The sequence below is a fragment of the Methylobacterium sp. HMF5984 genome (genome assembly GCF_045033435.1).
Taxonomy (GTDB): domain Bacteria; phylum Pseudomonadota; class Alphaproteobacteria; order Rhizobiales; family Beijerinckiaceae; genus Methylobacterium.
In genome coordinates this window covers 422,655-443,475 of the sequence record NZ_JBJFLN010000001.1, presented here as the reverse complement: position 1 = coordinate 443,475, position 20,821 = coordinate 422,655, and the positions used below count along the sequence as shown (strand labels likewise).

Sequence of the window (20,821 nt, the reverse complement as noted above, 5' to 3'; positions counted from 1 at the left end):
CCGCGCATGTTCACGCTCCTCGTCACCCAGGCCCTGCGGAACCGGCTGGCGGTTCTCGCCGTCGCCGCGATCCTCGTCGTCTACGGCGCCTTCACCGTCACGCGGCTGCCCGTCGACGTCTTCCCCGACCTCAACCGGCCCACCGTCACCATCATGTCGGAGGCCGAAGGGCTTGCGCCGCAGGAGGTCGAGCAGCTCGTTACCTTCCCGCTCGAGACGCAGATGAACGGGCTGCCCGGCGTCACCCGGGTGCGCTCGGTCTCCGGCGTCGGGCTGTCGGTGGTCACTGTCGAGTTCGACTGGGGCACCGACATCTACCGCAACCGCCAGCAGGTGGCCGAGCGCCTTGCGATGGCGCGGCCGCAGCTGCCGGCGGAGGTGAGCCCGACGATGGGGCCGATCTCCTCGATCATGGGGCAGATCGTCATGGTCGCGCTCACCGCCGACACGGTCGATCCGATGCGCCTGCGCGAGATCGCCGACTTCACGATCCGGCCGCGCCTGCTCTCGATTCCCGGCGTCGCGCAGGTGATCCCGATGGGCGGCGAGGTCCGCCAGTTCCGCGTCGCGCCGCAGCCCGCCGCGTTGCGGGCGCTCGGCGTCAAGCAGGCCCAGCTCGAGGCGGCCCTGGCGCAGTTCGGCACCAACACCGGCGGCGGCTTCACCGACCAGTACGCCCGCGAATACCTGATCCGGAACCTCGGCCGGACGATGGACCTCGACGACCTGCGCAACATGGTCGTCGCCACGGTCGACGGCCGGCCGGTCTTCCTGCGGCAGGTGGCGGAGGCGTCGTTCTCGGCGCGCGTGAAGCGGGGCGATGCCGGCTACATGGGCGCGCCGGCGGTGGTGATCTCGGTGGAGAAGCAGCCCGGCACCGACACCGTCGCGCTCACCGCGCGGATCGAGGCGGCGCTCGCCGAGATCACCGCCACCCTGCCGAAGGGCGTGCGCGCCGACCGGCTGATCTTCCGGCAGGCGAACTTCATCGAGACCTCGATCGGCAATGTCGAGCACGTGCTGGCGGAAGCGATCGCGGTGGTGGCGATCGTCCTGTTCGCGTTCCTGCTGAACCTGCGCACCACGGCGATCTCGCTCACCGCGATCCCGGTCTCGATCCTGGCGACGGCCATCGCCTTCCACCTCGCCGGCCTGTCGATCAACACGATGACCCTCGGGGGGCTCGCCATCGCCATCGGCGAGCTGGTCGACGACGCCGTGGTCGACGTCGAGAACATCTTCCGGCGCCTTCGCGAGAACCGCGCGGCGGGCGACCCGCGCTCGACCTTCGACGTGGTGGTCTCCGCCTCGCAGGAGGTGCGCTCGGGCATCGTCTACGCGACGATGGTGATCGTGCTGGTGTTCGTGCCGCTGTTCGCGCTCTCCGGCATCGAGGGCCGGCTGTTCGCGCCGCTGGGGCAGGCCTACATCGTCGCGATCCTGGCGAGCCTCGTGGTCTCGATCACCCTGACGCCGGTGATGGCCTACTACCTCCTGCCCGGCCTCAAGCGCCTCGACCAGCACGAGAGCGGGCTGATCCGCGGGCTCAAGCGCGCGCTCGCCGCGACCCTGCGCGTCGCCCTGCCCCGCGGGCGCCCGATCCTGCTCGCGGCCGGGCTCGCGGTCGCGGCCGCCGCCGTCGCGGCGACGTGGCTGCCGCGCGCCTTCCTGCCGCCGTTCAACGAGGGCTCGTTCACCGTCAACATGGCGTTCAACCCCGGCATCTCGCTGCCCGAGAGCAACCGGATGGGGCTGGTGGCCGAGCGCCTGCTCCTCGAGATCCCGGACGTGCGCTCGGTCGGCCGCCGCACCGGCCGGGCCGAGCTCGACGAGCATGCCGAGGGCGTCCACTCCTCCGACCTCGAGGTCGACCTGAAGCCCGGCGCCCGGCCCAAGGACGCCCTCGTCGCCGACATCCGCGCCCGCCTCGCCCTGCTGCCGGTCTCCGTCAACGTCGGCCAGCCGATCTCGCACCGGCTCGACCACATGCTCTCGGGGGTGCGCGCCGAGATCGCGCTGAAGATCTTCGGCGACGACCTCGATACGTTGCGGCGCCTCGCCGACGACCTGCGCCAGCGCCTGTCCGCGATCCCCGGCATCGCCGACCTGCAGGTCGAGAAGCAGGTGCTGATCCCGCAGCTCGAGGTCCGCGTCGACTACGCGCGGGCCGCCCTCTATGGGGTGCAGCCGGCGGCGCTCGTGGACCAGCTGAGCCGGCTCTCGAACGGCCAGGTGGTCTCGCGCGTGGTCGACGGCATCCGCCGCTTCGACGTGGTGATGCGGCTCTCCGACACCCAGCGCACCACCCAGGCGCTCGGCGACCTCCTGGTCGAGACGCCCTCCGGCTGGGTGCCGGCCCGCCAGATCGCCGACATCCGCGAGACCGACGGCCCGAACCAGATCCTTCGCGAGAACGCGCGCCGGCGCATCGTCGTCCAGGCCAACACCGCGCCCGGCGCCGACATGGGCCGGGTCGTCGCCGCCATCCGCCAGCAGGTCGGGGGGACGCAGCTGCCGGCCGGGTACGCGACCAGCCTCGAAGGCGCGTTCCAGGCGCAGGGCGAGGCGGCGCGCACCATCGGCCTGCACTCGCTCGTGTCGCTGGCGCTGGTCTTCACCCTGCTCTACGGGCGCTACCGCTCGGCCGTGCTGACGCTGATCATCCTCGGAAGCATCCCGCTGGCGCTGATCGGCTCGGTGGTCGCCCTGTGGCTCGCCGGGCAGCCGCTCTCGGTCGCCTCGATGATCGGCTTCATCACCCTGACCGGCATCGCGACGCGCAACGGCATCCTCAAGATCAGCCATTGGCTGAACCTCGCGATCCACGAGGACCTGCCGTTCGGGCCGGACCTCGTGATCCGCGGCAGCCTGGAGCGGCTGACGCCGGTGCTGATGACCGCGCTCGCCGCCGGCATCGCGCTGGCGCCGCTGCTCGTCGGCGCCGACGCGCCCGGCAAGGAGATCCTGCACCCGGTCGCCGTGACGATCTTCGGCGGCCTGATCAGCGCGACGCTGCTCGACACGGTGCTGACGCCGATCCTGTTCCTCGGCTTCGGCCGCCGGCCGGTGGAGCGCCTGCGCGCCGCCGCCCGGGCGGAGGCGCCGACCGGGGTTGCGACGGCCGATGCGTTTTGACGGTGCGTCACTTCCCTCCCCCGCAAAGGGGGGAGGGAAGACGCACCTAGTCCTGCTGAACCAATGTCGCCACCCCGTAAAACCCAGGAGCCGTCCATGCGCCCCGTCCTCGCCATCGCCCTCCTCCTTGCCCTCGCCGCCCCGGCCCGCGCCGCCGGCCCGAACGGCGGCGTCGTGGTGGTGGCGGACGGGCATCCGATCGAGCTCGTCGCGTCGGAGACCGCGCTGACGTTCTTCGTCACCGACGACGACGGCGGCCCGGCCGCGACCGCGGGGCTGACGGGCAAGGCCTTCGTCCAGACCGGGGCCGGGACCGAGACGGTGCCGCTCGCCGGCGCCGCGCCGAACCGCATGGTCGGCGCGCTCAAGGGGCCGCTGCCCGCCGGCGCAAAGGTGGTGTTCTCGGCGCGGATGCACGGGCACAGCCTGCAGGCCCGCTTCGCGCGATAGCCCGGCGCCCTTCCGGTCGCGGGCCCGATGCCGTAAGGCCCGCGGGACCATCCCGAGGGTCCCTGACCGCATGATACGCCTCGAAAAGATCGGCAAGCAGAACGGCCGGCAGATCGTCTTCATCGAGGCGTCCGCCGCCCTGCAGAAGGGCGAGAAGATCGGCCTCGTCGGCCCCAACGGCGCCGGCAAGACCACCCTGTTCCGGATGATCACCGGCGAGGAGGAGCCCGACGAGGGCCAGGTCGCCACCGATCGCGGCGTCACCATCGGCTACTTCAGCCAGGACGTCGGCGAGATGTCGGGCTGCAGCGTCGTCTCGGCGGTGATGGACGGCGCCGGCCCGGTCAGCGCCGTCGGCCTGGAGATGAAGGCGCTGGAGGCGGCGTTCTCCGATCCCGACCGGGCCGACGAGATGGACGCGCTGATCGCCCGCTACGGCGAGGTCCAGGCGCGCTTCGAGGAGCTCGACGGCTACGCGCTCGAAGGCCGGGCCTACGAGGTGCTGGCCGGCCTGAGCTTCTCCCAGGAGATGATGGACGGGGACGTCGGCAAGCTGTCCGGCGGCTGGAAGATGCGCGTGGCGCTTGCCCGCATCCTGCTGATGAACCCGGACGTGATGCTCCTCGACGAGCCCTCCAACCACCTCGACATCGAGAGCCTGATCTGGCTCGAATCCTTCCTCAAGGGGTTCGAGGGCGCGCTGCTGATGACCTCGCACGACCGCGAGTTCATGAACCGCATCGTCGGCAAGGTGATCGAGATCGACGGCGGCACGCTGACCACCTTCTCGGGCGACTACGCCTTCTACGAGCAGCAGCGCGCACTCAACGAGAGCCAGCAGCAGGCGCAGTTCGAGCGCCAGCAGGCGATGCTCGCCAAGGAGATCAAGTTCATCGAGCGCTTCAAGGCGCGGGCGAGCCACGCCGCCCAGGTGCAGAGCCGGGTGAAGAAGCTCGACAAGATCGAGCGCGTCGAGCCGCCGAAGCGGCGCCAATCGGTGGCGTTCGAGTTCCAGCCGGCGCCGCGCTCGGGCGACGACGTCGTGATGCTGAAGGGCGTGCACAAGCGCTACGGCAGCCGCACGATCTACCAAAACCTCGATTTCGGCATCCGCCGGCGCGAGCGCTGGTGCGTGATGGGGGTCAACGGCGCCGGCAAGTCGACGCTGCTGAAGCTCGTGACGGGCTCGGCCCAGCCCGACGACGGCACGGTGGCGGTCGGCGGCAGCGTCAAGCTCGGCTACTTCGCCCAGCACGCCATGGACCTGCTCGACGGCGACCTCACCGTGTTCCAGGACCTGGAGAGCACCTTCCCGCAGGCCGGCCAGGGCTCCCTGCGCGCGCTCGCCGGCTGCTTCGGGTTCTCGGGCGACGACGTCGAGAAGCGCTGCCGGGTGCTCTCGGGCGGCGAGAAGGCGCGGCTGGTGATGGCCAAGATGCTGTTCGACCCGCCGAACTTCCTGGTGCTCGACGAGCCGACCAACCACCTCGACATCGGCACCAAGGCGATGCTGATCGACGCGCTCTCCGCTTACGAGGGCACGATGCTGTTCGTGAGCCACGACCGCCACTTCCTGGCCGCGCTCTCGAACCGGGTGCTCGAGCTCACGCCCGACGGCATCCACCAGTACGGCGGCGGCTACACCGAGTACGTCGCCCGCACGGGCCAGGAGGCGCCCGGCCTGCGCAGCTGAGCACGGGACCGGAGCGCGGCACGAGCTGCGGCGCCTCGACCGCATCCGCGACGTCCCGCGCCGCCCTGGCGACGGCTGCAGGGTGGCGGCCATCGCCCCCGATCGCCGCATGCGCGAGTGCCGAACCGCGCCCCCGCCGGCCGGTCGAGCCGGCACGATTCCCGAGCGGGATCGCGCCGCTTCGGCATGCGAGGTCTGCGTGGGCGGCCGGGCCGAGCCCATCGGCCCGCCGGGTCGGCGAGCGGGACGGGCGCCCCCCGTGGCTGTGGCGCCGGTGCCACCGTCCCCCGAACCAACGCGACGACCGGCCATCACGCTTTGACGCGCGGCCGGGATCGGTTTACAGCGTTTCACTAGGGCTTAAGCAAGAACCGTGCCTATAGCGTAATAACGCGGGGCGCGGCCTGTTCACCGAAGAGGACCGAGGCCACGCGATGAGTTTGCTGCAACGGCTGGAAATGCGCCAGGGCCAGTCCCTGGTGATGACACCGCAGCTTCTGCAAGCGATCAAGCTTCTCCAACTCTCCCAGCTCGATCTCGCGGCCTACGTCGATGCCGAGCTGGAGCGCAACCCGCTCCTGGAGCGCGCCGAGGCCGAGCCGTCCGAGGGGCCGGCCGAGGGCGCGGAACCCGCCGCCGAGACCTTCGAGGGCGCCGCCGAGTGGACCGCCGCCGAGGTCGACCCGGGCCGCGGCGAGATCGACGGCGATTTCGACGCCCGCCTCGACAACGTCTACCCCGACGACGCGCCGAGCCCGATCCGCGAGGCGGCCACCGGCGACATGCTCTCGCTGACGCCCGCGCCCTACGGCAGCACCGGCGGCAGCTTCGATTCGGAGGCGCCGGACTTCGAGGCGACGCTCACCGTCGAGACCTCCCTGCGCGAGCATCTCGGCCGCCAGCTCGACCTCGCCACCCGCGACGCCACCGACCGGCTGATCGGCGGCTTCCTGATCGATGCGGTGGACGAGGCCGGATACCTGCGCGAATCGATCGACGCGGTGGCCGAGCGCCTCGGCGCCTCCCTCGACCGGGTGGCGGGCGTGCTCAAGCTCGTCCAGAGCTTCGATCCGGCCGGCATCGCCGCGCGCGACCTCGCCGAGTGCCTGGCTATCCAGCTGCGCGAGCAGAACCGGTTCGACCCGGCGATGCAGGCGCTGGTCTCCCGCCTCGACCTCGTGGCCAAGCGCGATTTCTCGGCGCTGCGGCGCCTGTGCGGTGTCGACGACGAGGACCTCGTCGAGATGCTGGCCGAGATCCGCCGGCTCGACCCCAAGCCCGGGCGGGCCTTCGGCTCCAGCGGCGTCGAGGTGCTGATCCCCGACGTGTTCGTGCGCGCGGCCCCCGACGGCTCCTGGCTGGTGGAGCTGAACGGCGAGGCGCTGCCGCGGGTGCTGGTCAACCAGAGCTACTACGCCCGCGTGGTCCGGGGTGCGAAGGCCGAGGGGGACAAGGCCTTCCTCTCCGAGGCCCTGCAGACCGCGAACTGGCTCACCCGGAGCCTGGAGCAGCGCGCGCGCACGATCCTCAAGGTCGCCACCGAGATCGTGCGCCAGCAGGACGGGTTCTTCGTCCACGGCGTCGCGCACCTGCGGCCGCTGAACCTGAAGACGGTCGCCGAGGCGATCGGGATGCACGAATCCACCGTCTCGCGCGTCACCTCCAACAAGGCGATCGGCACCAGCCGCGGCACCCTGGAGATGAAGTACTTCTTCACCGCCGCGATCCCGGGCGCGGCGGGCACCGCCGCGCATTCCTCGGAAGCCGTGCGCCACCGCATCAAGCAGCTCGTCGACGGCGAGACCTCGGACGACGTGCTCTCCGACGACGCCCTGGTGCAGAAGCTGCGCGGCGAGGGCGTCGACATCGCCCGCCGCACGGTGGCGAAGTACCGGGAATCGCTGCGGATCCCGTCCTCGATCGAGCGCCGGCGCGAGCGCTATGCGCAGGGCGGGATGTGCAGCCCGGGGCGATGATGGCGCGCTGAGAGCCCGCGAACCGGTCGCGTGCGCCGTCCGCGGCGGCCTATAGCCTGGATCCGAGGCTCGAACCGGGAACGGATCCGGACATGATTGGTTGTGCGCAAGCAAGTTCAGGAGACGTTGCATGCTCGCGAGCCCGGTTCACTACAATCCTGACGTCGAGACCGTGACCGTCGAGGAAGGGCGGACGATCGACAAGCTCAACGAGACCTTCGACACCATCCTCAAGACGGTGGCCGAGGATTCCGGGCACGCGGTGCGCTCCGTCCACGCCAAGGCGCACGGCATCCTCGAGGGCGTGCTCAGGATCGACGCGGACCTGCCGCCCGAGCTGGCGCAGGGTCTGTTCGCCACGCCCGGCGAGCACAAGGTCTACCTGCGGCTCTCGACGAACGCGGGCGACATCCTGCCCGACGCCGTCTCGCTGCCGCGCGGCCTCGCCCTGAAGGTGCTCGACGTCGCGGGCGAGCGGCTGCCCGACGCCGAGGGCACCACGCAGAACTTCATCTTCGTCAACGGCACGGTGTTCCAGGCGCCGAACGCCGACAAGTTCCTGGGCAGCCTGAAGCTGCTCGCCGGCACCACCGACCGGGCCGAGGGCCTGAAGGTCGCCGCCTCCACCGTGCTGCGCGGGGTCAACAAGGCGCTGCACGCGGTCGGCATCGACAGCCCGACCATCGGCGCGCTCGGCGGCGCACCGAACGTCGATCCGCTCGGCGAGACCTACTACAGCGTCACCCCGTTCCGGTACGGCGACCACATCGCGAAGTTCTCGGTCGCCCCCGTCGCCCCGGCGCTGACCGCGCTCACCGGCACCGAGATCGACGCCTCGGGGCGACCGAACGCGATCCGCGAGACGGTCCAGTCCGAGATGTGGGGCATCGAGGGCGTGTGGGAGTTCCGGGTCCAGCTCTGCCGCGACCTCGAACGCCAGCCGGTGGAGGATCCGACGGTGGAGTGGGACGAGGCGGAGGCGCCGTTCCAGCGGGTCGGCCTGATCACCGTCCGGCCGCAGGACAGCTGGGAGCCGGGCCGGGTGCAGGCGGTCGACGAGGGCATGCGCTTCAGCGTCTGGACCGGGCTCGCCGCGCACCGGCCGCTCGGCAACATCAACCGGGCGCGCAACGCGCCCTACAAGCACTCGGCCGCGTTCCGCGAGCGCTTCAACGGCTGCCCGATCCACGAGCCGGCCGGCGGCGACCGAGCGGGCGGGTGACGCGCCGGCAGTCGAGGCCGGTGCGCGCTCGGGCGCCGCGGCTTCGGGTTCGCCCCGGGGTCGCGGCCGTCGCCGGAGGGGCCGGTCCTCTCCGTTGACTTCCCCTGCGCCGGCTCCTTAACTCCGTCCCCCGCCGCGACGGCGGGTCGGCGTTCCGCCGAAGCCCGCGGGCCTCGATCCGCGGGCAAGAGACCAGGGTCAACCAAACCGGAGGATACATGGGGTCATTGCGCGTCACGGGCCACGGCCTGGACCTCGGCGAAGCCCTCAGGGGCCGGGTCGACGAGCGGATGGCGGCGACCCTGTCCAAGTATCTCGACGGGCACATGAACGACTCGAGCACCGGCCACGTCACGCTCCGGCGCGACGGCACCGCCTACCGCACCGACTGCGTGCTGCACCTCGTCTCCGGGCTCACCATCGAGGCGTCGTCCACCGCGCACGACGCCCGCGCCAGCTTCGAGCAGACCGCCGACCGGCTGGAGAAGCGCCTGCGCCGCTACAAGCACCGGCTCAAGGAGCACGCCCAAGGGCCGAACGGGGGCCCGAACGGCGCCGCGGTCGAGGCGGCCTATGCGGTCTTCGCCGCGCCGGAGGAGGACGAGGACGAGCCCGACGACGGCTCGAACCATCCGCCGATCGTGGCCGAGAGCACCAAGACCCTCAAGCGCCACTCGGTGAGCGAGGCGGTCACCGCGCTGGACCTCACCGGCGCCCCGGTGATCGTCTTCGTCCATGCTGGCACCGGCCGCATCAACGTCGTATACCGGCGCAGCGACGGCGCGATCGGCTGGGTCGACCCGCCGAGCGCCGCGGCCTGAGCCGAGGGAGCCGGAACCGGCCCGTCGGCGCGGGGATTGATGTTTTCGGGGCTGGGCCGCGCGGACAACGCGGCGCGCCCCCTCTTCATGGGGGCGGGGCCCCCATGGCTTTCGATCGGACGGGCGGTCCTTCAATGCCGATGCTGGAATTCCTCGATCCGGATTCCGTGGTGCCCTCGCTCCGCGCCCGGGCCAAGAAGCAGGTGCTGCAGGACCTCGCCGCCCAGGCCGTCCGCCGCCTGCCGGCGCTCGACGCCCGCGACGTCTACGAGACCCTGCTCCAGCGCGAGCGCCTCGGCTCCACCGGCATCGGCGACGGCGTCGCGATCCCGCACGGCAAGCTGCCGGGGCTCGACCGGCTGTTCGGGCTCGTCGCCCGCCTCGACCGCCCGGTCGACTTCGAGTCCCTTGACGGCCGCCCGGTCGACTTCGCCTTCCTGCTGCTCGCCCCCGAGGGCGCGGGCGCCGACCACCTGAAGGCGCTCGCCCAGGTCGCGCGCATCCTGCGCGAGCCGGGAATCCTCGACCGGATCCGCGCGGCCCGCGACGGGCACGCCCTCTACGCGCTGCTCACCCACACCTCGGCCTCGCAGGCCGCATGAGCGGGCCTCGCATCCTGCGCCGGGCCGCGCTCGCGGCGTTCCTCGCCATGCCCGCGGCGGCCGCGGCGCAGCAGGGCGCGGCCGACGGCACCTGCGCCCGCGACGTGCTCGTCGCCCAATCGATGCAGCGGCAGGCGCTCGACCAGCTCGAGCAGGCCGACGGCGACGACGCCAAGGCCTGCCGGATCTGGCGCCGCCACGTGGACACCATGCGCCGCGTCGCCGGCGTCTACGGTCGCTGCCTCTCGGGCTTCGAGCGCGGCGCCCGGCTGACCCAGGTCCAGGACTCCGAGAAGGAATTCTCCGCCGCGATCAAGGCCCGCTGCCGCGGGTGATCGTGAAGGGGGGTGGAGGCCGGTTCCTATCGGCCCGGCCCCGTGCCGTCGTTTCGCTCCCGGCTCTCATCCCTGCAACCGAAGCGGCGACGCCTCTTCCCTCCCCCGTCCCCAAGTCGGGCCTGCCCGACTTGGGCACACAGGGTGCGGATCTCGGGCAAGCCCGAGATCCGTCGGGGGGAGGGAAGAGCGCGATGTTTCGCGCGCGTCCTGGTCATCGCGCACGCTGTGGCAACTGCTGCGAAATATTTCCCAAGCAAGCCGTGCGTGATCGCAAAGCTCGTCGCCGTCGTTAGCCGCCGACACGATGTTCTCGCAAAATATAAAGTGGAACGCTTCGCGCCACGAAGGAATTGAAGGGGACCAACAGTAGAGGAAACCGCCTTGCAACGCTATCTGACCGCCATCGCGCTCGTCACCCTTCTCGGTACGGGCACCGTGTCCGCACAGACCACGACGACGGGCAACCCCGCTCCGGACGCCAAGTCCAGCGAGAAGTCCGGTGGCCAGGAAGCCGTCACGCGTCCGAACACCGACCGGCCCGACGCCGGCAAGCCCGCCACCGCCAACGCGGCCGCGCATGCCAAGCTGGAGGAAGGCGCCAACAGCTTCACGGAAGCCCAGACGCACAAGCGTCTCGAGGATGCCGGCTACAAGGACGTCCGCGGCCTGATGAAGGACGACAAGGGCATCTGGCGCGGCGACGCGATGCTGAACGGCAAGCCGGTCAAGGTCGGCGTCGACTTCAAGGGCAACGTCGCCGCGCAGTGATCGCCGTCCCCGGACGGCTGAGGCGCAGGCACGCAATTCCCACGACATCCAGGATTTGACCATGGCTCAGCAAACCATCACGGCGCTCTACGACGATTACGACGCGGCCAGCACCGCGGTGTCCCGCCTCGAGGCGGCCGGCATCTCGCACGGCGACATCAGCGTCGTCAGCAACAACGAGGGCGACCGGCATGCCGGCCGGCTCGGCACGGGCGACCATGCCGAGACCGCCCACAAGGCCGAGACGGGAGCTGGGACCGGCGCCTCGCTCGGCACGGTGGTCGGCGGCGCGACCGGCCTCCTCACCGGCCTCGGCCTGCTCGCCATCCCCGGCGTCGGGCCGGTCGTGGCGGCCGGCTGGCTGGTCGCGACCCTGACGGGCGCCGGCATCGGCGCGGCCGCGGGCGGCCTCGTCGGCGCGCTCACCGGCGCCGGGATCAGCGAGAACGACGCCCACACCTACAACGAGGGCATCCGCCGCGGCGGCACCCTGGTGACGGTGCGTACGGACGACGCCCACGCCACGACGGCGATGGACATCCTCGAGCAGCACGGCTCGGTCAACGTCGACGAGCGGTCGCAGAGCTGGCGGTCCGAGGGCTGGAGCGGCCCGGCGCTGACCGCGACCGACCCGTCCGGCGCGACGGCGAGCCAGGGCGTTCCTTCGGGCGCGGCCGCCCGCCCCGGCGTGCGCACCTACCCCGCCAAGCCGCTCTGAGCGACGCTCAGCCTTCGATCGGCCCGTCGCCTCGGCGACGGTGCCCCCGATCAGCCCTGCGATGCCCCGGCACGCAGGGCTTTTTCATGAGGTGGGGCCGGCGAGCGGCGCGGGCGGCCTACTGCAGATCGCGCAGCAGCGGCTCGGCGACCATCCGCACCGGCGCCTTCACCGGCTTGCCGCGGCCGATCAGGATCGCGACGCGCGAGCTTTCCGGGTCGGTCTCGAAGCGGGTGCGGACCCAGGCGACCAGGAACTTCAGGTATTCGGACGCCAGCAGCTTGGTCGCCGAGGGGCTGTGCCACCAATCGGCGGCGTCGAAGCCTTCGGCGATCACCGGATGGGGCACGATCCGGTCGGCGCCCTGGAGCGCGTGGTCGAGCTCGATCAGGGTCCGCGGCATGTGGTAGTTCGAGGTCACCACCGCGACGGTGCTGAAGCGGTTGTGGCGCATCCAGCGCCGGGTCTCGATGGCGTTGCCGATGGTGTTGCGCGCGCGGTAGTCGAGGTCGACGCAGCAATCGATCCAGTGGCGCTGCGTCGGGTTGAGCCGGGCGATCTCGTCGCGGCTGGTGCGTTCGTTGACGCCGGTGATCAGCAGGCGCCGGCCGTAGCCGCCGGCCAGCAGGTCGATCGCGTCGCCGATGCGCTGGGCGCCGCCGGTCAGCGCGACGATCCCGTCGGCACGGCCCTGCGGCACCCGCTCGCTGCGGTCGAGCGCGGCGACGAAGGCGAGGAAGCCGGAGAGCAGCGCGACCGCGCCGAGGCCGGCGAGGCCGAGGATCGTCAGCGCCACCGGGCCGACGGGCCGCGCGGCGGGCGCGGCCGCCGGCATCGCCCTCGGGCGGGCGTCCCAGGCCCAGCCCGTGAGCTCGGCGCCGGGGCCGGCCTGTCTCGGATCGAAGGCGCGCGCCATACGCGTGGTCATGCTCCGGGAGAATAGCGCCGATTGCGGCGGGGCGGAGGCGGCATTTGCGGACGCAAAGCCTTTCCGGAGGGTTAACGCACGGCCAAGCACTTCCGATCACGGGGATTTTCGGAACCGTTCGTCCCCGATGCCCGACGGGGCGCGGTGCCGGACCGGCCGGACGCGCGACTCAGGCCAGGAACCGCCGCACGGTCAGCCGGGAGATCACGGCGGTGACGAGCGAGGCGATGACGCCGATCGCCATCACGCTGGCATAGCCGCGCCAGCCGATGTGGAAGGCGCCGAACAAAGCCTCGACCTCGTCGCCCGCCGGCCCCGAGCGCCAGGTGCGGGCGAGCAGCCCGGCCAGCGCGAAGGCGGCGAGCGCCGCGGCCGAGCCGATGATCCCGCCGCGCAGCCCCAGCCCGAAGAAGCGGCGCTGGAAGGCGCGGGCGATGAAGTCGTCGTCGGCGCCGACGAAGTGGAGCACCTCCACCACCTCGCGGTTTCCGGCCATGGCGCCGCGGGTGGCGAACGCCACCGCGAGGCCCGTGGCGACCAGCACCAGCGCGACGATGCCGACGCCGATGCCGACGAAGGTGTTGGCCGCGGTCGAGAGCCGCTGCAGCCAGAGCGCGTGGTCGTCGAGGCTGGCGACCCCCGGCATCGCCTCGGCGAGGCCGGCGCGCAGGTGCTTGAGGTCGGGGGACTGGTCGCCGAGCTTCAGGGTGATCAGGCGCGGCACCGGCAGGTCGGAGAGGTCGAGGCCGCTGCCGAGCCAGGGCTCGAGCAGGCGCTCGGCCTCCGCCTTGGAGAACACCCGCGTCGCGGCGATGCCGGGCTCGGCCTTGGCGATGGCGTCGGCCCGGGCGATGTCGGCGTCGAGGTCGCGGCCGGGGGCCGGGCGTACCTGGATCGTCACCTCCTGCGCCACGGTGCCCTGCCACTGGCAGGCGCTCGACGCGACGATCTCGGCCGCGCCCGCGCACAGGCCCGCGAGGAAGGTGAGGATGGCGATGACGGCGGCGAGCGAGCGGCTCGCGGCCGAATCGGTCGGTACCAGGGGCGCGTTGCGCCGCAGGGTCGGGGGCAGCGCCGGATCGACCGCGGCCCTGTCCGGGGCCGTCCTGGCGGCCTGGCTGCGTTCGCGGGTCGTGTCCATCAGCCTTCGATCCGCAGGCGGCCGTCGCCGATCACCATCCGGCGGGCATCGACCGAGTCCATGATCCCGAAATCGTGGGTGGCGATGATCACCGAGGTGCCGAGCTTGTTCAGCTCGAGGAAGAGCCGCAGCAGGCGGCGCCCGAGGCTCGGGTCGACGTTGCCGGTCGGCTCGTCGGCGAGCAGCAGGTCGGGCCGGGCGATGAGCGCCCGGGCGATGGCCGCGCGCTGCTTCTCGCCGCCCGAGAGCAGCGGCGGCAGCACGTGCATGCGCTCGCCGAGGCCGACCCAGCGCAGCAGCTCAACGACCTCGGCCCGGTAGCTGGTCTCGGCCCGGCCCTGGACGCGCAGCGGCAGCGCCACGTTCTCGTAGGTCGTGAGGTGGTCGAGCAGGCGGAAATCCTGGAACACCACGCCCATGCGGCGGCGCAGGCCGGTGAGCGACGCGCTGGAGATGCCGCTGACCTCGTTGCCGAACACCGAGACCAGCCCGCGGGTCGGACGCACCGAGAGCAGGATCAGCCGCAGCAGCGTCGTCTTGCCGGCCCCCGACGGCCCGGTGAGGAACTGGAACGAGTGCGGCTGGATGCGGAAGCTCACGTCGGACAGCACCTCCGGCCCGAGGCCGTAGCGCATGCCGACGTTCTCGAACTGGACCACAGGCCCTTCCGCCCCGGAGAGCAGGCTTTTCGTCGTCGCCGTTTCGCGCAAGGGCCCGTTCGCTCCCGTTCCGTCCCGGTCCATGCCGTCCGCACCGGGATGACCGCCGCGCATGGCCATTTCAAGCCGGCTCCGGGCGGTTTCACCGGAGCTTAACCCTAACCGAAGACGATCGCCCAAGGGTTTTCGCCGCAGGTCCCGCCCGGCTGCCCCCGCCAACGAGCGTGCCGCGTATGCTGATCGTCTGCCCGACCTGCGCCAGCGAATATCGCATCGAGACCGCCCGCGTCGGCACCGAGGGGCGTTCGGTGCGCTGCGCCGCCTGCCGCGAGACCTGGTTCGTGTCGCCGGCCGAGGTGATCGCCGCCCACGAGGCCGAGCTGCAGGCCGCCAGCCCCGGCGCCGACGAGACGGTCTCCGAGGATGCCTGGGCCGAGGCCTCCGCCGCGGTGCGCAGCGCCGCGACGGCCGACACCATCGACAACGTCCCCGCACCGCCGCGCGGCACGCGGGCGAAGAAGGCCAAGCTCGGCTACAAGCCGCTCGGCCGGAACCAGGGCAAGGGCGGGATCGCCGGGCTGTCGCCGGCCCTGGCCGCCTGCCTCGTGGTTTTGGCCGCGATCCCGCTCGCCTGCCTCGCCCGCGTGCCGGTGGTGCAGGCGCTGCCGCAGGCGGCCGGGCTGTTCGCCCGCATCGGCCTGCCGGTGAACCTGCGCGGCCTCGAGATCCGGGACGTCGCCGCGGTCCGCACCCCGGCCGACGGCGAGAAGCCGGCCGAGCTCGCGGTCGAGGGCGACCTCGTCGGCATCGCCCGCGGCGGGGTGCTGGTGCCGCCGATCAGCGTCGTGATGCGCGACGCCGCCGCGGGCGTCGTGAGGACCTACACCATCGCCCCGCCGCGCAGCCGGCTGGCGCAGGGCGAGACCGCGCGATTCGCCGGCCGGTTTTCCGATCCGCCCGAGCAGGGCCGCGGCATCGAGGTCCGGTTCTCGGATGCGGGCAAGCCGGAGTCGGGCAGGCCGGAGACGGCCAGACCCGAGACGGCGAAAGCGGAGTAGGTCGCGGGCGACCGCGCCGCCGTCGATTTTCCGCCGGCGGGCCGTGGCCGGACGGCGCCGGAATAGGGTATGGAGGCGCATGACCACGCCCTCCCGACGCGTCCGCGTCCTCTTCGACGAAGCCACCATCGCCACGCGCAACGAGGCGTTGGCCCGCGAGATCAAGGCGGCCGCCCCGCAGAACCTGCTCGTGGTGGCGGTGCTGAAGGGCAGCTTCATGTTCGCCGCCGACCTGCTGCGGGCCCTGCACCGGGTCGGGCTGTCGCCGCAGGTCGAGTTCGTGCACCTGTCGAGCTACCGCACCGGCACGATCTCCTCCGGCCAGGTCGAGATCCTGCGCGACGTCCAGAGCGAGGTGCGCGGCCGCGACGTGCTGCTCGTCGACGACATCCTCGAATCCGGCCGCACGGTGGTCTTCGCCAAGGACCTGCTGATGGCCCGCGGCGCCTCGCGCGTCCTCACCGCGGTGCTGCTCGAGAAGCCGGGCAAGCGCGCGGTGCAGATCGACGCCGACTTCGTCGGCTTCACCTGCCCCGACGCCTTCGTCGTCGGCTACGGCATGGATGCGGCCCACGCCTTCCGCCAGCTCCCCTTCGTCGGCGTCGTCGACTACGACAGCCAAGATCCGGACCTGTTCGGCGGGGCCTGAACCGCGTTTCGGGACGCGGCATTTTCGCAACCCTCCGGCACTTCCAGGCTTTTCGTCCTCAAATGTCTTGACAGGACGGCCGATGTTTAGACGATCTCTAGACGTGTCCGGGCCGGACGGCCTTCCCTCGGTGGATCGAATACAGGCGACATGGCGCGCATCCTTCTGGTGGATGACGAAGAGACGGTCCGCGGCTTCCTCAAGCGAGGCCTCGAGATCGACGGCCATGCCGTGGTCACGGCGATCGACGGCAGCGACGGCCTCGACCGGCTGAACGAATCCGACGGCGCCTTCGACCTGATGCTCACCGACATCCGCATGCCGCTGATGGACGGCATCGCGCTGGCGCTCGCGGCCAAGCGCGACTTCCCCGACCTGACCATCCTGCTGATGACCGGCTTCGCCGACCAGCGCGAGCGCGCGCGCGGCCTCGACGCCATCGTCACCGACGTGCTGACGAAGCCGTTCTCGCTGGCGGACCTGCGCGCCACGGTGAGCCGGGCGCTCGCGGCCTGAGACGACGTTCGGTCGATCCACGAGCGATCGCACGCCTCTTCCCTCCCCCTTAAGCGGGGGAGGGTGGGCCTCGCGTCAGCGAGGGTCGGGAGAGGGGAGCGCCGTATCCGGAAATGCCGCTCCCCTCTCCCGACCCGCTGCGCGGGCCACCCTCCCCCGCTTAAGGGGGGAGGGGGCAGCCCCTCCTCACACCACCAGGTTCACGATCCGCCCGGGCACGACGATGACCTTGCGGGGCGTCCGGCCTTCGAGGGCGCGCCGGACCGCCTCGTCGGCGAGCACCAGGGCCTCGACGGCCGCCGCGTCGGCGTCGCGCGGGACGGTGACGTCGGCGCGCTTCTTGCCGTTGACCTGCACCGGGAGCGCGACCGTATCCTCGACCAGCAAAGCGGGGTCGAAGCCGGGCCACGGCGCCTGCGCGACCAGCCCGTCGCGGCCGAGCACCGCCCAGCAGCTCTCGGCCAGGTGCGGCATCATCGGCGCGATCAGCTGGACCAGGATGCCGGCGGCCTCGCGGCCGGCCGCCGCCGAGGCGCCGCCGCGGAACGCGTCCTCAAGGGCGTTGGCGAGGGTGTAGACGTGGGCGACGCAGCGGTTGAAGCGCAGGCGCTCGACATCCTCGCCGAAGGCGGCGAGCGCCTTGTGCGCGGCCTTGCGCAAGGCCGCGTCGCCGCCGCCCGATCCGGTGGCCGAGACGGCGGCGTTCACCAGCCGCCACACCCGCTGCACGAAGCGGGCGGCGCCCTGCACGCCCTCCTCCGTCCAGATCACGTCGCGCTCCGGCGGCGAATCCGAGAGCATGAACCAGCGCGCGGTGTCGGCGCCGAAGGAGGCGATGATGTCGTCGGGGTCGACGACGTTCTTCTTCGACTTCGACATCTTCTCGATCGGGCCGATCGCGATGGGCGCCGAGGTTTTCACGTGGAACCCGCGGCGCTCGCCGTCTTCGGTCGAGAACCGCACCTCCGCCGGCGGCACCCAGGCGCCGGCCGCGTCCTTGTAGGTCTCGTGGACGACCATGCCCTGGGTGAACAGGCCGGCGAACGGCTCCGAGACGCCGGACCAGCCGGTCGCCTGCATCGCCCGCATGAAGAAGCGCGCGTAGAGCAGGTGCAGGATCGCGTGCTCGATGCCGCCGATATACTGGTCGACGGCGAGCCAGCGATTCACCGCCGCCGGGTCGGTCGGCCGGTCCGCGAGCCACGGCGCGGTGAACCGGGCGTAGTACCAGGACGAGTCGACGAAGGTGTCCATCGTGTCGGTCTCGCGCCGCGCCGCCGCGCCGCAGGACGGGCACGGCACGGTGCGCCAGGCGTGGTCGCGCTCCAGCGGGTTGCCGGGCTGGTCGAACGAGACCTCCTCGGGCAGCCTCACCGGCAGGTCGGCGACCGGCACCGGCACGGGGCCGCAGGCCTCGCAGTGGATGATCGGGATCGGGCAGCCCCAGTAGCGCTGGCGCGACACGCCCCAGTCGCGCAGGCGGAACTGCACCTTGCGGGCCGCGACCGGCCGGCCGGAGAGGACCTCCGCCTCCAGGCGGTTCGCCACCACCTCGAAGGCCTCGCCCGTCGTCATGCCGTCGAGATAGCGCGAGTTGATCATCCGCCCGTCGCCGTCGAAGGCGGTGTCGGTGATGACGAAGCTGTCCTGATCCTGGTCCTCGGGGCAGACCACGGGAGTGTTGCCGAGGCCGTACTTGTTGGCGAAGTCGAGATCGCGCTGGTCGTGCGCCGGGCAGCCGAAGACGGCGCCGGTGCCGTACTCCATCAGCACGAAGTTCGCGACGTAGACCGGCAGCGTCCAGGACGGGTCGAGCGGATGGCGCACGGTGAGCCCGGTGTCGAAGCCGAGCTTCTCCGCCGTGTCGATCGCCGCCTGCGCCGTGCCCATGCGCCGGCATTCGTCGACGAAGGCCTGCAGCGCCGGGTTCGCGCCGGACAGGGCCGCCGCCACGGGATGGTCGGCGGCGATCGCCAGGAAGCGCGCGCCGAACAGGGTGTCGGGCCGGGTGGTGTAGACCTCGATCGCCTCGCCGACCCCCTCGACCGCCGTCGCGAGGGCGAACCGGACCTGCAGCCCCTGCGAGCGCCCGATCCAGTTCCGCTGCATCAGCCGGACCTTCTCCGGCCAGCGCTCGAGACCGTCGAGCGCGTCGTAGAGATCCTGCGCGAAGTCGGTGATCTTGAAGAACCACTGCGTCAGCTCGCGCTGCTCGACCGGCGCGCCCGAGCGCCAGCCGCGCCCGTCGATCACCTGCTCGTTGGCGAGCACGGTGTGGTCGACCGGGTCCCAGTTCACCTTGGCGGTGCGGCGCGTGACCAGCCCCTTGCCGAGGAAGTCGAGGAACATGCGCTGCTGGTGCTTGTAGTAGTCCGGATCGCAGGTCGCGATCTCGCGGCTCCAATCGAGCGACAGGCCCATGGATTGCAGCTGCCCGCGCATCGTCGCGATGTTGGCGTAGGTCCAGTCCCGCGGGTTGGTCTTCCGCTCGATCGCGGCGTTCTCGGCCGGCAGCCCGAAGGCGTCCCAGCCCATCGGGTGCAGCACCGCGAACCCCTTTGCCCGCTTGTAGCGCGCCACCACGTCGCCCATCGCGTAGTTCCGCACGTGGCCCATGTGGATGCGCCCCGACGGATAGGGGAACATCTCCAGCACGTAGTATTTCGGGCGGGCGTCGGCGTTGTCGGTCTCGAACAGCCGCGCCTGCGCCCAGGCCTCCTGCCAGCGCGGCTCGGAATCCTTGGCGTTGTAGCGCTCGAGGGTCTGGTGGCTGGGAGGATGGGTCATGGCGTCGTCGAAAACCGGGATCGGGCGGGGCGGACCGGGGAAGCGGCGGCGTTAGCACATTCGCGGCGGGCTCGGCCAACGGATCTGCCGGCGTGGCAATCGAGGCCGATCCATCGGCGCGTGATCCCTGTGGCGGATGCAAGCACAGATGGCTTTGCGCCGGGCGCGCGATCCCGGCATTGAGGTGCAGAATCGCCCTCACCCGCGCGGCGGCGTTGGACAGCGCCGCGGGCCCGCCCACCTTTCCCCGGCGATGGCCGGACGACCCGCCCAAAGGACTTCAATGACCGACACGCCGATCGATACGCCCCCGACCTCGGAGCCGCCGATCTCCGGCAAGCCGCCCGTCGGCGAGGCCGACGTCGCCGCGGGCCTCGCCGAGGTGCTGGCCGGGATCGCCCGGGCGAGCGAGGATTGCGCGCGGGATCCCGCCGGCATCCGCCTCATCGCCGTCTCGAAGACCGTGCCGGCCGAGGGCATCCTGCCGGCCCTCGAAGCCGGCCAGCGCCTGTTCGGCGAGAACTACGTGCAGGAATCGCGCGCCAAGTGGCCCGCGCTCAAGGACCGCTACCCGGACGTGGAGCTCCACCTCGTCGGGCCGCTGCAATCGAACAAGGCGCGCGAGGCGGTCGAGCTGTTCGACGTGATCCATTCGCTGGACCGGCTGTCCCTGGCCGCGGCGCTGGCCAAGGAGATCGCCCGCACGGGGCGCACGCCGAAGCTGCTGATCCAGGTCAACACCGGGGACGAGCCGCAGAAGGGCGGCGTCTCGCCCGACGCCCTCGACGTCCTGCTCGCCGAATGCGTCGGCACCCACGGGCTGGCGATCCAGGGGCTGATGTGCGTGCCGCCGGTGGAGGACCCGCCCTCGGCCCACTTCGCCCTGCTCGCCGCGCTCGCCCGGCGGCACAACTTGCCGATCCTCTCGATGGGCATGAGCGCCGATTACCCGGCCGCGATCCAGATGGGCGCGACCCATGTCCGGGTCGGCACGTCGATCTTCGGGGCGCGGACGCGGAAGGCCTGATCCGCGCCGGGCCGTGTCGTGGCCGGTAACGACGACGGAAGGTTGCCCGGGCGAGCCGGCGGACCCTGCGGTCGCAGGGCGAAATCCGCCGCCGTCACGGACCGCCCGGAGGCTCGCCCGGCGCGGCAAGGCCCGTGCGAAGCAGGACGATGCCGGTGATGATCGCAAGGAAGGACGTGGTGGGGGAAGTAGGACTCGAACCTACGAAGCTTACGCAGCGGATTTACAGTCCGCCCCCTTTGCCGCTCGGGACATTCCCCCAAAGGACAGCCCATCGGGCCGCGCGGGCCCTTATGGTGAGGGGGGGGCGGCGTGTCAACCGTGCCGCGCGGC

18 protein-coding genes and 1 tRNA gene are annotated in these 20,821 nt (G+C 71.7%); 14 read left to right on the top strand and 5 right to left on the bottom strand.

Translation table 11 applies throughout. The annotated features are described in order from the left end of the window. Nucleotides 1–6: 6 nt before the first annotated feature. The 10 genes from ACFZ8E_RS02070 to ACFZ8E_RS02025 all read left to right on the top strand — a co-directional run bounded on the left by ACFZ8E_RS02070 (nucleotide 7) and on the right by ACFZ8E_RS02025 (nucleotide 11,723). A complete protein-coding gene (locus tag ACFZ8E_RS02070; RefSeq protein WP_405041860.1) occupies nucleotides 7–3,135 on the top strand; it encodes an efflux RND transporter permease subunit in 3,129 nt (1,042 codons plus the stop codon). Between the two features lie 96 nt (nucleotides 3,136–3,231). Beyond that, nucleotides 3,232–3,585 carry a hypothetical protein gene (locus ACFZ8E_RS02065; RefSeq protein WP_187274913.1) on the top strand — a complete coding sequence of 118 codons (354 nt, stop codon included), beginning with the start codon at nucleotides 3,232–3,234 and terminating at the stop codon, nucleotides 3,583–3,585. A gap of 70 nt (nucleotides 3,586–3,655) precedes the next feature. After that, a complete protein-coding gene (locus tag ACFZ8E_RS02060) occupies nucleotides 3,656–5,278 on the top strand; it encodes an ABC-F family ATP-binding cassette domain-containing protein (RefSeq protein WP_147843958.1) in 1,623 nt (540 codons plus the stop codon). A gap of 434 nt (nucleotides 5,279–5,712) precedes the next feature. Continuing rightward, nucleotides 5,713–7,254 carry an RNA polymerase factor sigma-54 gene (gene rpoN, locus ACFZ8E_RS02055; RefSeq protein WP_405041859.1) on the top strand — a complete coding sequence of 514 codons (1,542 nt, stop codon included), beginning with the start codon at nucleotides 5,713–5,715 and terminating at the stop codon, nucleotides 7,252–7,254. A 130-nt stretch (nucleotides 7,255–7,384) separates the two neighbouring features. Continuing rightward, on the top strand, nucleotides 7,385–8,476 hold the full coding sequence (locus tag ACFZ8E_RS02050; RefSeq protein ID WP_243951639.1) for a catalase family protein: 1,092 nt from the start codon (nucleotides 7,385–7,387) through the stop codon (nucleotides 8,474–8,476). A 218-nt stretch (nucleotides 8,477–8,694) separates the two neighbouring features. Beyond that, a complete protein-coding gene (gene hpf, locus ACFZ8E_RS02045; RefSeq protein ID WP_147729861.1) occupies nucleotides 8,695–9,297 on the top strand; it encodes a ribosome hibernation-promoting factor, HPF/YfiA family in 603 nt (200 codons plus the stop codon). A gap of 134 nt (nucleotides 9,298–9,431) precedes the next feature. Further along, nucleotides 9,432–9,899 carry a PTS sugar transporter subunit IIA gene (locus ACFZ8E_RS02040; RefSeq protein ID WP_147729862.1) on the top strand — a complete coding sequence of 156 codons (468 nt, stop codon included), beginning with the start codon at nucleotides 9,432–9,434 and terminating at the stop codon, nucleotides 9,897–9,899. Further along, nucleotides 9,896–10,234 carry a hypothetical protein gene (locus tag ACFZ8E_RS02035; RefSeq protein ID WP_405041858.1) on the top strand — a complete coding sequence of 113 codons (339 nt, stop codon included), beginning with the start codon at nucleotides 9,896–9,898 and terminating at the stop codon, nucleotides 10,232–10,234. Before ACFZ8E_RS02040 ends, ACFZ8E_RS02035 begins: the two co-directional genes overlap by 4 nt. 384 nt (nucleotides 10,235–10,618) lie before the next feature. Beyond that, nucleotides 10,619–11,005, top strand: a complete 387-nt coding sequence (locus ACFZ8E_RS02030) for a hypothetical protein (RefSeq protein WP_147729483.1) — start codon at nucleotides 10,619–10,621, stop codon at nucleotides 11,003–11,005. 61 nt (nucleotides 11,006–11,066) lie between these two features. Continuing rightward, a complete protein-coding gene (locus ACFZ8E_RS02025) occupies nucleotides 11,067–11,723 on the top strand; it encodes a hypothetical protein (protein ID WP_243951640.1) in 657 nt (218 codons plus the stop codon). A gap of 118 nt (nucleotides 11,724–11,841) precedes the next feature. Here ACFZ8E_RS02025 and ACFZ8E_RS02020 read toward each other — a convergent pair whose 3' ends face one another. The 3 genes from ACFZ8E_RS02020 to ftsE form a co-directional block, all read right to left on the bottom strand. Next, a complete protein-coding gene (locus ACFZ8E_RS02020; protein WP_147842706.1) occupies nucleotides 11,842–12,639 on the bottom strand; it encodes a YdcF family protein in 798 nt (265 codons plus the stop codon). Between the two features lie 181 nt (nucleotides 12,640–12,820). Then, a complete protein-coding gene (locus ACFZ8E_RS02015; protein WP_405041857.1) occupies nucleotides 12,821–13,792 on the bottom strand; it encodes a cell division protein FtsX in 972 nt (323 codons plus the stop codon). Continuing rightward, the gene (gene ftsE / locus ACFZ8E_RS02010; protein ID WP_147729645.1) at nucleotides 13,792–14,535 is read right to left on the bottom strand and encodes a cell division ATP-binding protein FtsE; all 744 of its coding nucleotides are present in this window, start codon (nucleotides 14,533–14,535) and stop codon (nucleotides 13,792–13,794) included. Before ftsE ends, ACFZ8E_RS02015 begins: the two co-directional genes overlap by 1 nt. A gap of 149 nt (nucleotides 14,536–14,684) precedes the next feature. Here ftsE and ACFZ8E_RS02005 point away from each other — a divergent pair, with 149 nt between their 5' ends. The 3 genes from ACFZ8E_RS02005 to ACFZ8E_RS01995 all read left to right on the top strand — a co-directional run bounded on the left by ACFZ8E_RS02005 (nucleotide 14,685) and on the right by ACFZ8E_RS01995 (nucleotide 16,674). Then, on the top strand, nucleotides 14,685–15,509 hold the full coding sequence (locus ACFZ8E_RS02005) for a zinc-ribbon domain-containing protein (RefSeq protein ID WP_243951641.1): 825 nt from the start codon (nucleotides 14,685–14,687) through the stop codon (nucleotides 15,507–15,509). 79 nt (nucleotides 15,510–15,588) lie between these two features. Next, nucleotides 15,589–16,158, top strand: coding sequence for a hypoxanthine phosphoribosyltransferase (hpt, locus tag ACFZ8E_RS02000; protein WP_147727220.1), 570 nt, complete (start codon nucleotides 15,589–15,591; stop codon nucleotides 16,156–16,158). 150 nt (nucleotides 16,159–16,308) lie between these two features. Beyond that, the gene (locus ACFZ8E_RS01995) at nucleotides 16,309–16,674 is read left to right on the top strand and encodes a response regulator (protein WP_147727221.1); all 366 of its coding nucleotides are present in this window, start codon (nucleotides 16,309–16,311) and stop codon (nucleotides 16,672–16,674) included. 186 nt (nucleotides 16,675–16,860) lie between these two features. Here ACFZ8E_RS01995 and leuS read toward each other — a convergent pair whose 3' ends face one another. Then, nucleotides 16,861–19,461: a leucine--tRNA ligase gene (gene leuS, locus ACFZ8E_RS01990; RefSeq protein ID WP_405041856.1), complete on the bottom strand. Its 2,601-nt coding sequence runs from the start codon at nucleotides 19,459–19,461 to the stop codon at nucleotides 16,861–16,863. A gap of 283 nt (nucleotides 19,462–19,744) precedes the next feature. Between leuS and ACFZ8E_RS01985 the strand changes: the two genes are divergently transcribed. After that, nucleotides 19,745–20,488 carry a YggS family pyridoxal phosphate-dependent enzyme gene (locus tag ACFZ8E_RS01985; RefSeq protein WP_243951642.1) on the top strand — a complete coding sequence of 248 codons (744 nt, stop codon included), beginning with the start codon at nucleotides 19,745–19,747 and terminating at the stop codon, nucleotides 20,486–20,488. Nucleotides 20,489–20,665: 177 nt separating this feature from the next. On the opposite strand, the gene ACFZ8E_RS01980 is transcribed toward ACFZ8E_RS01985, so the two are convergent. Beyond that, nucleotides 20,666–20,749 (bottom strand) — tRNA-Tyr (locus ACFZ8E_RS01980). Between the last annotated feature and the right edge of the window lie 72 nt (nucleotides 20,750–20,821).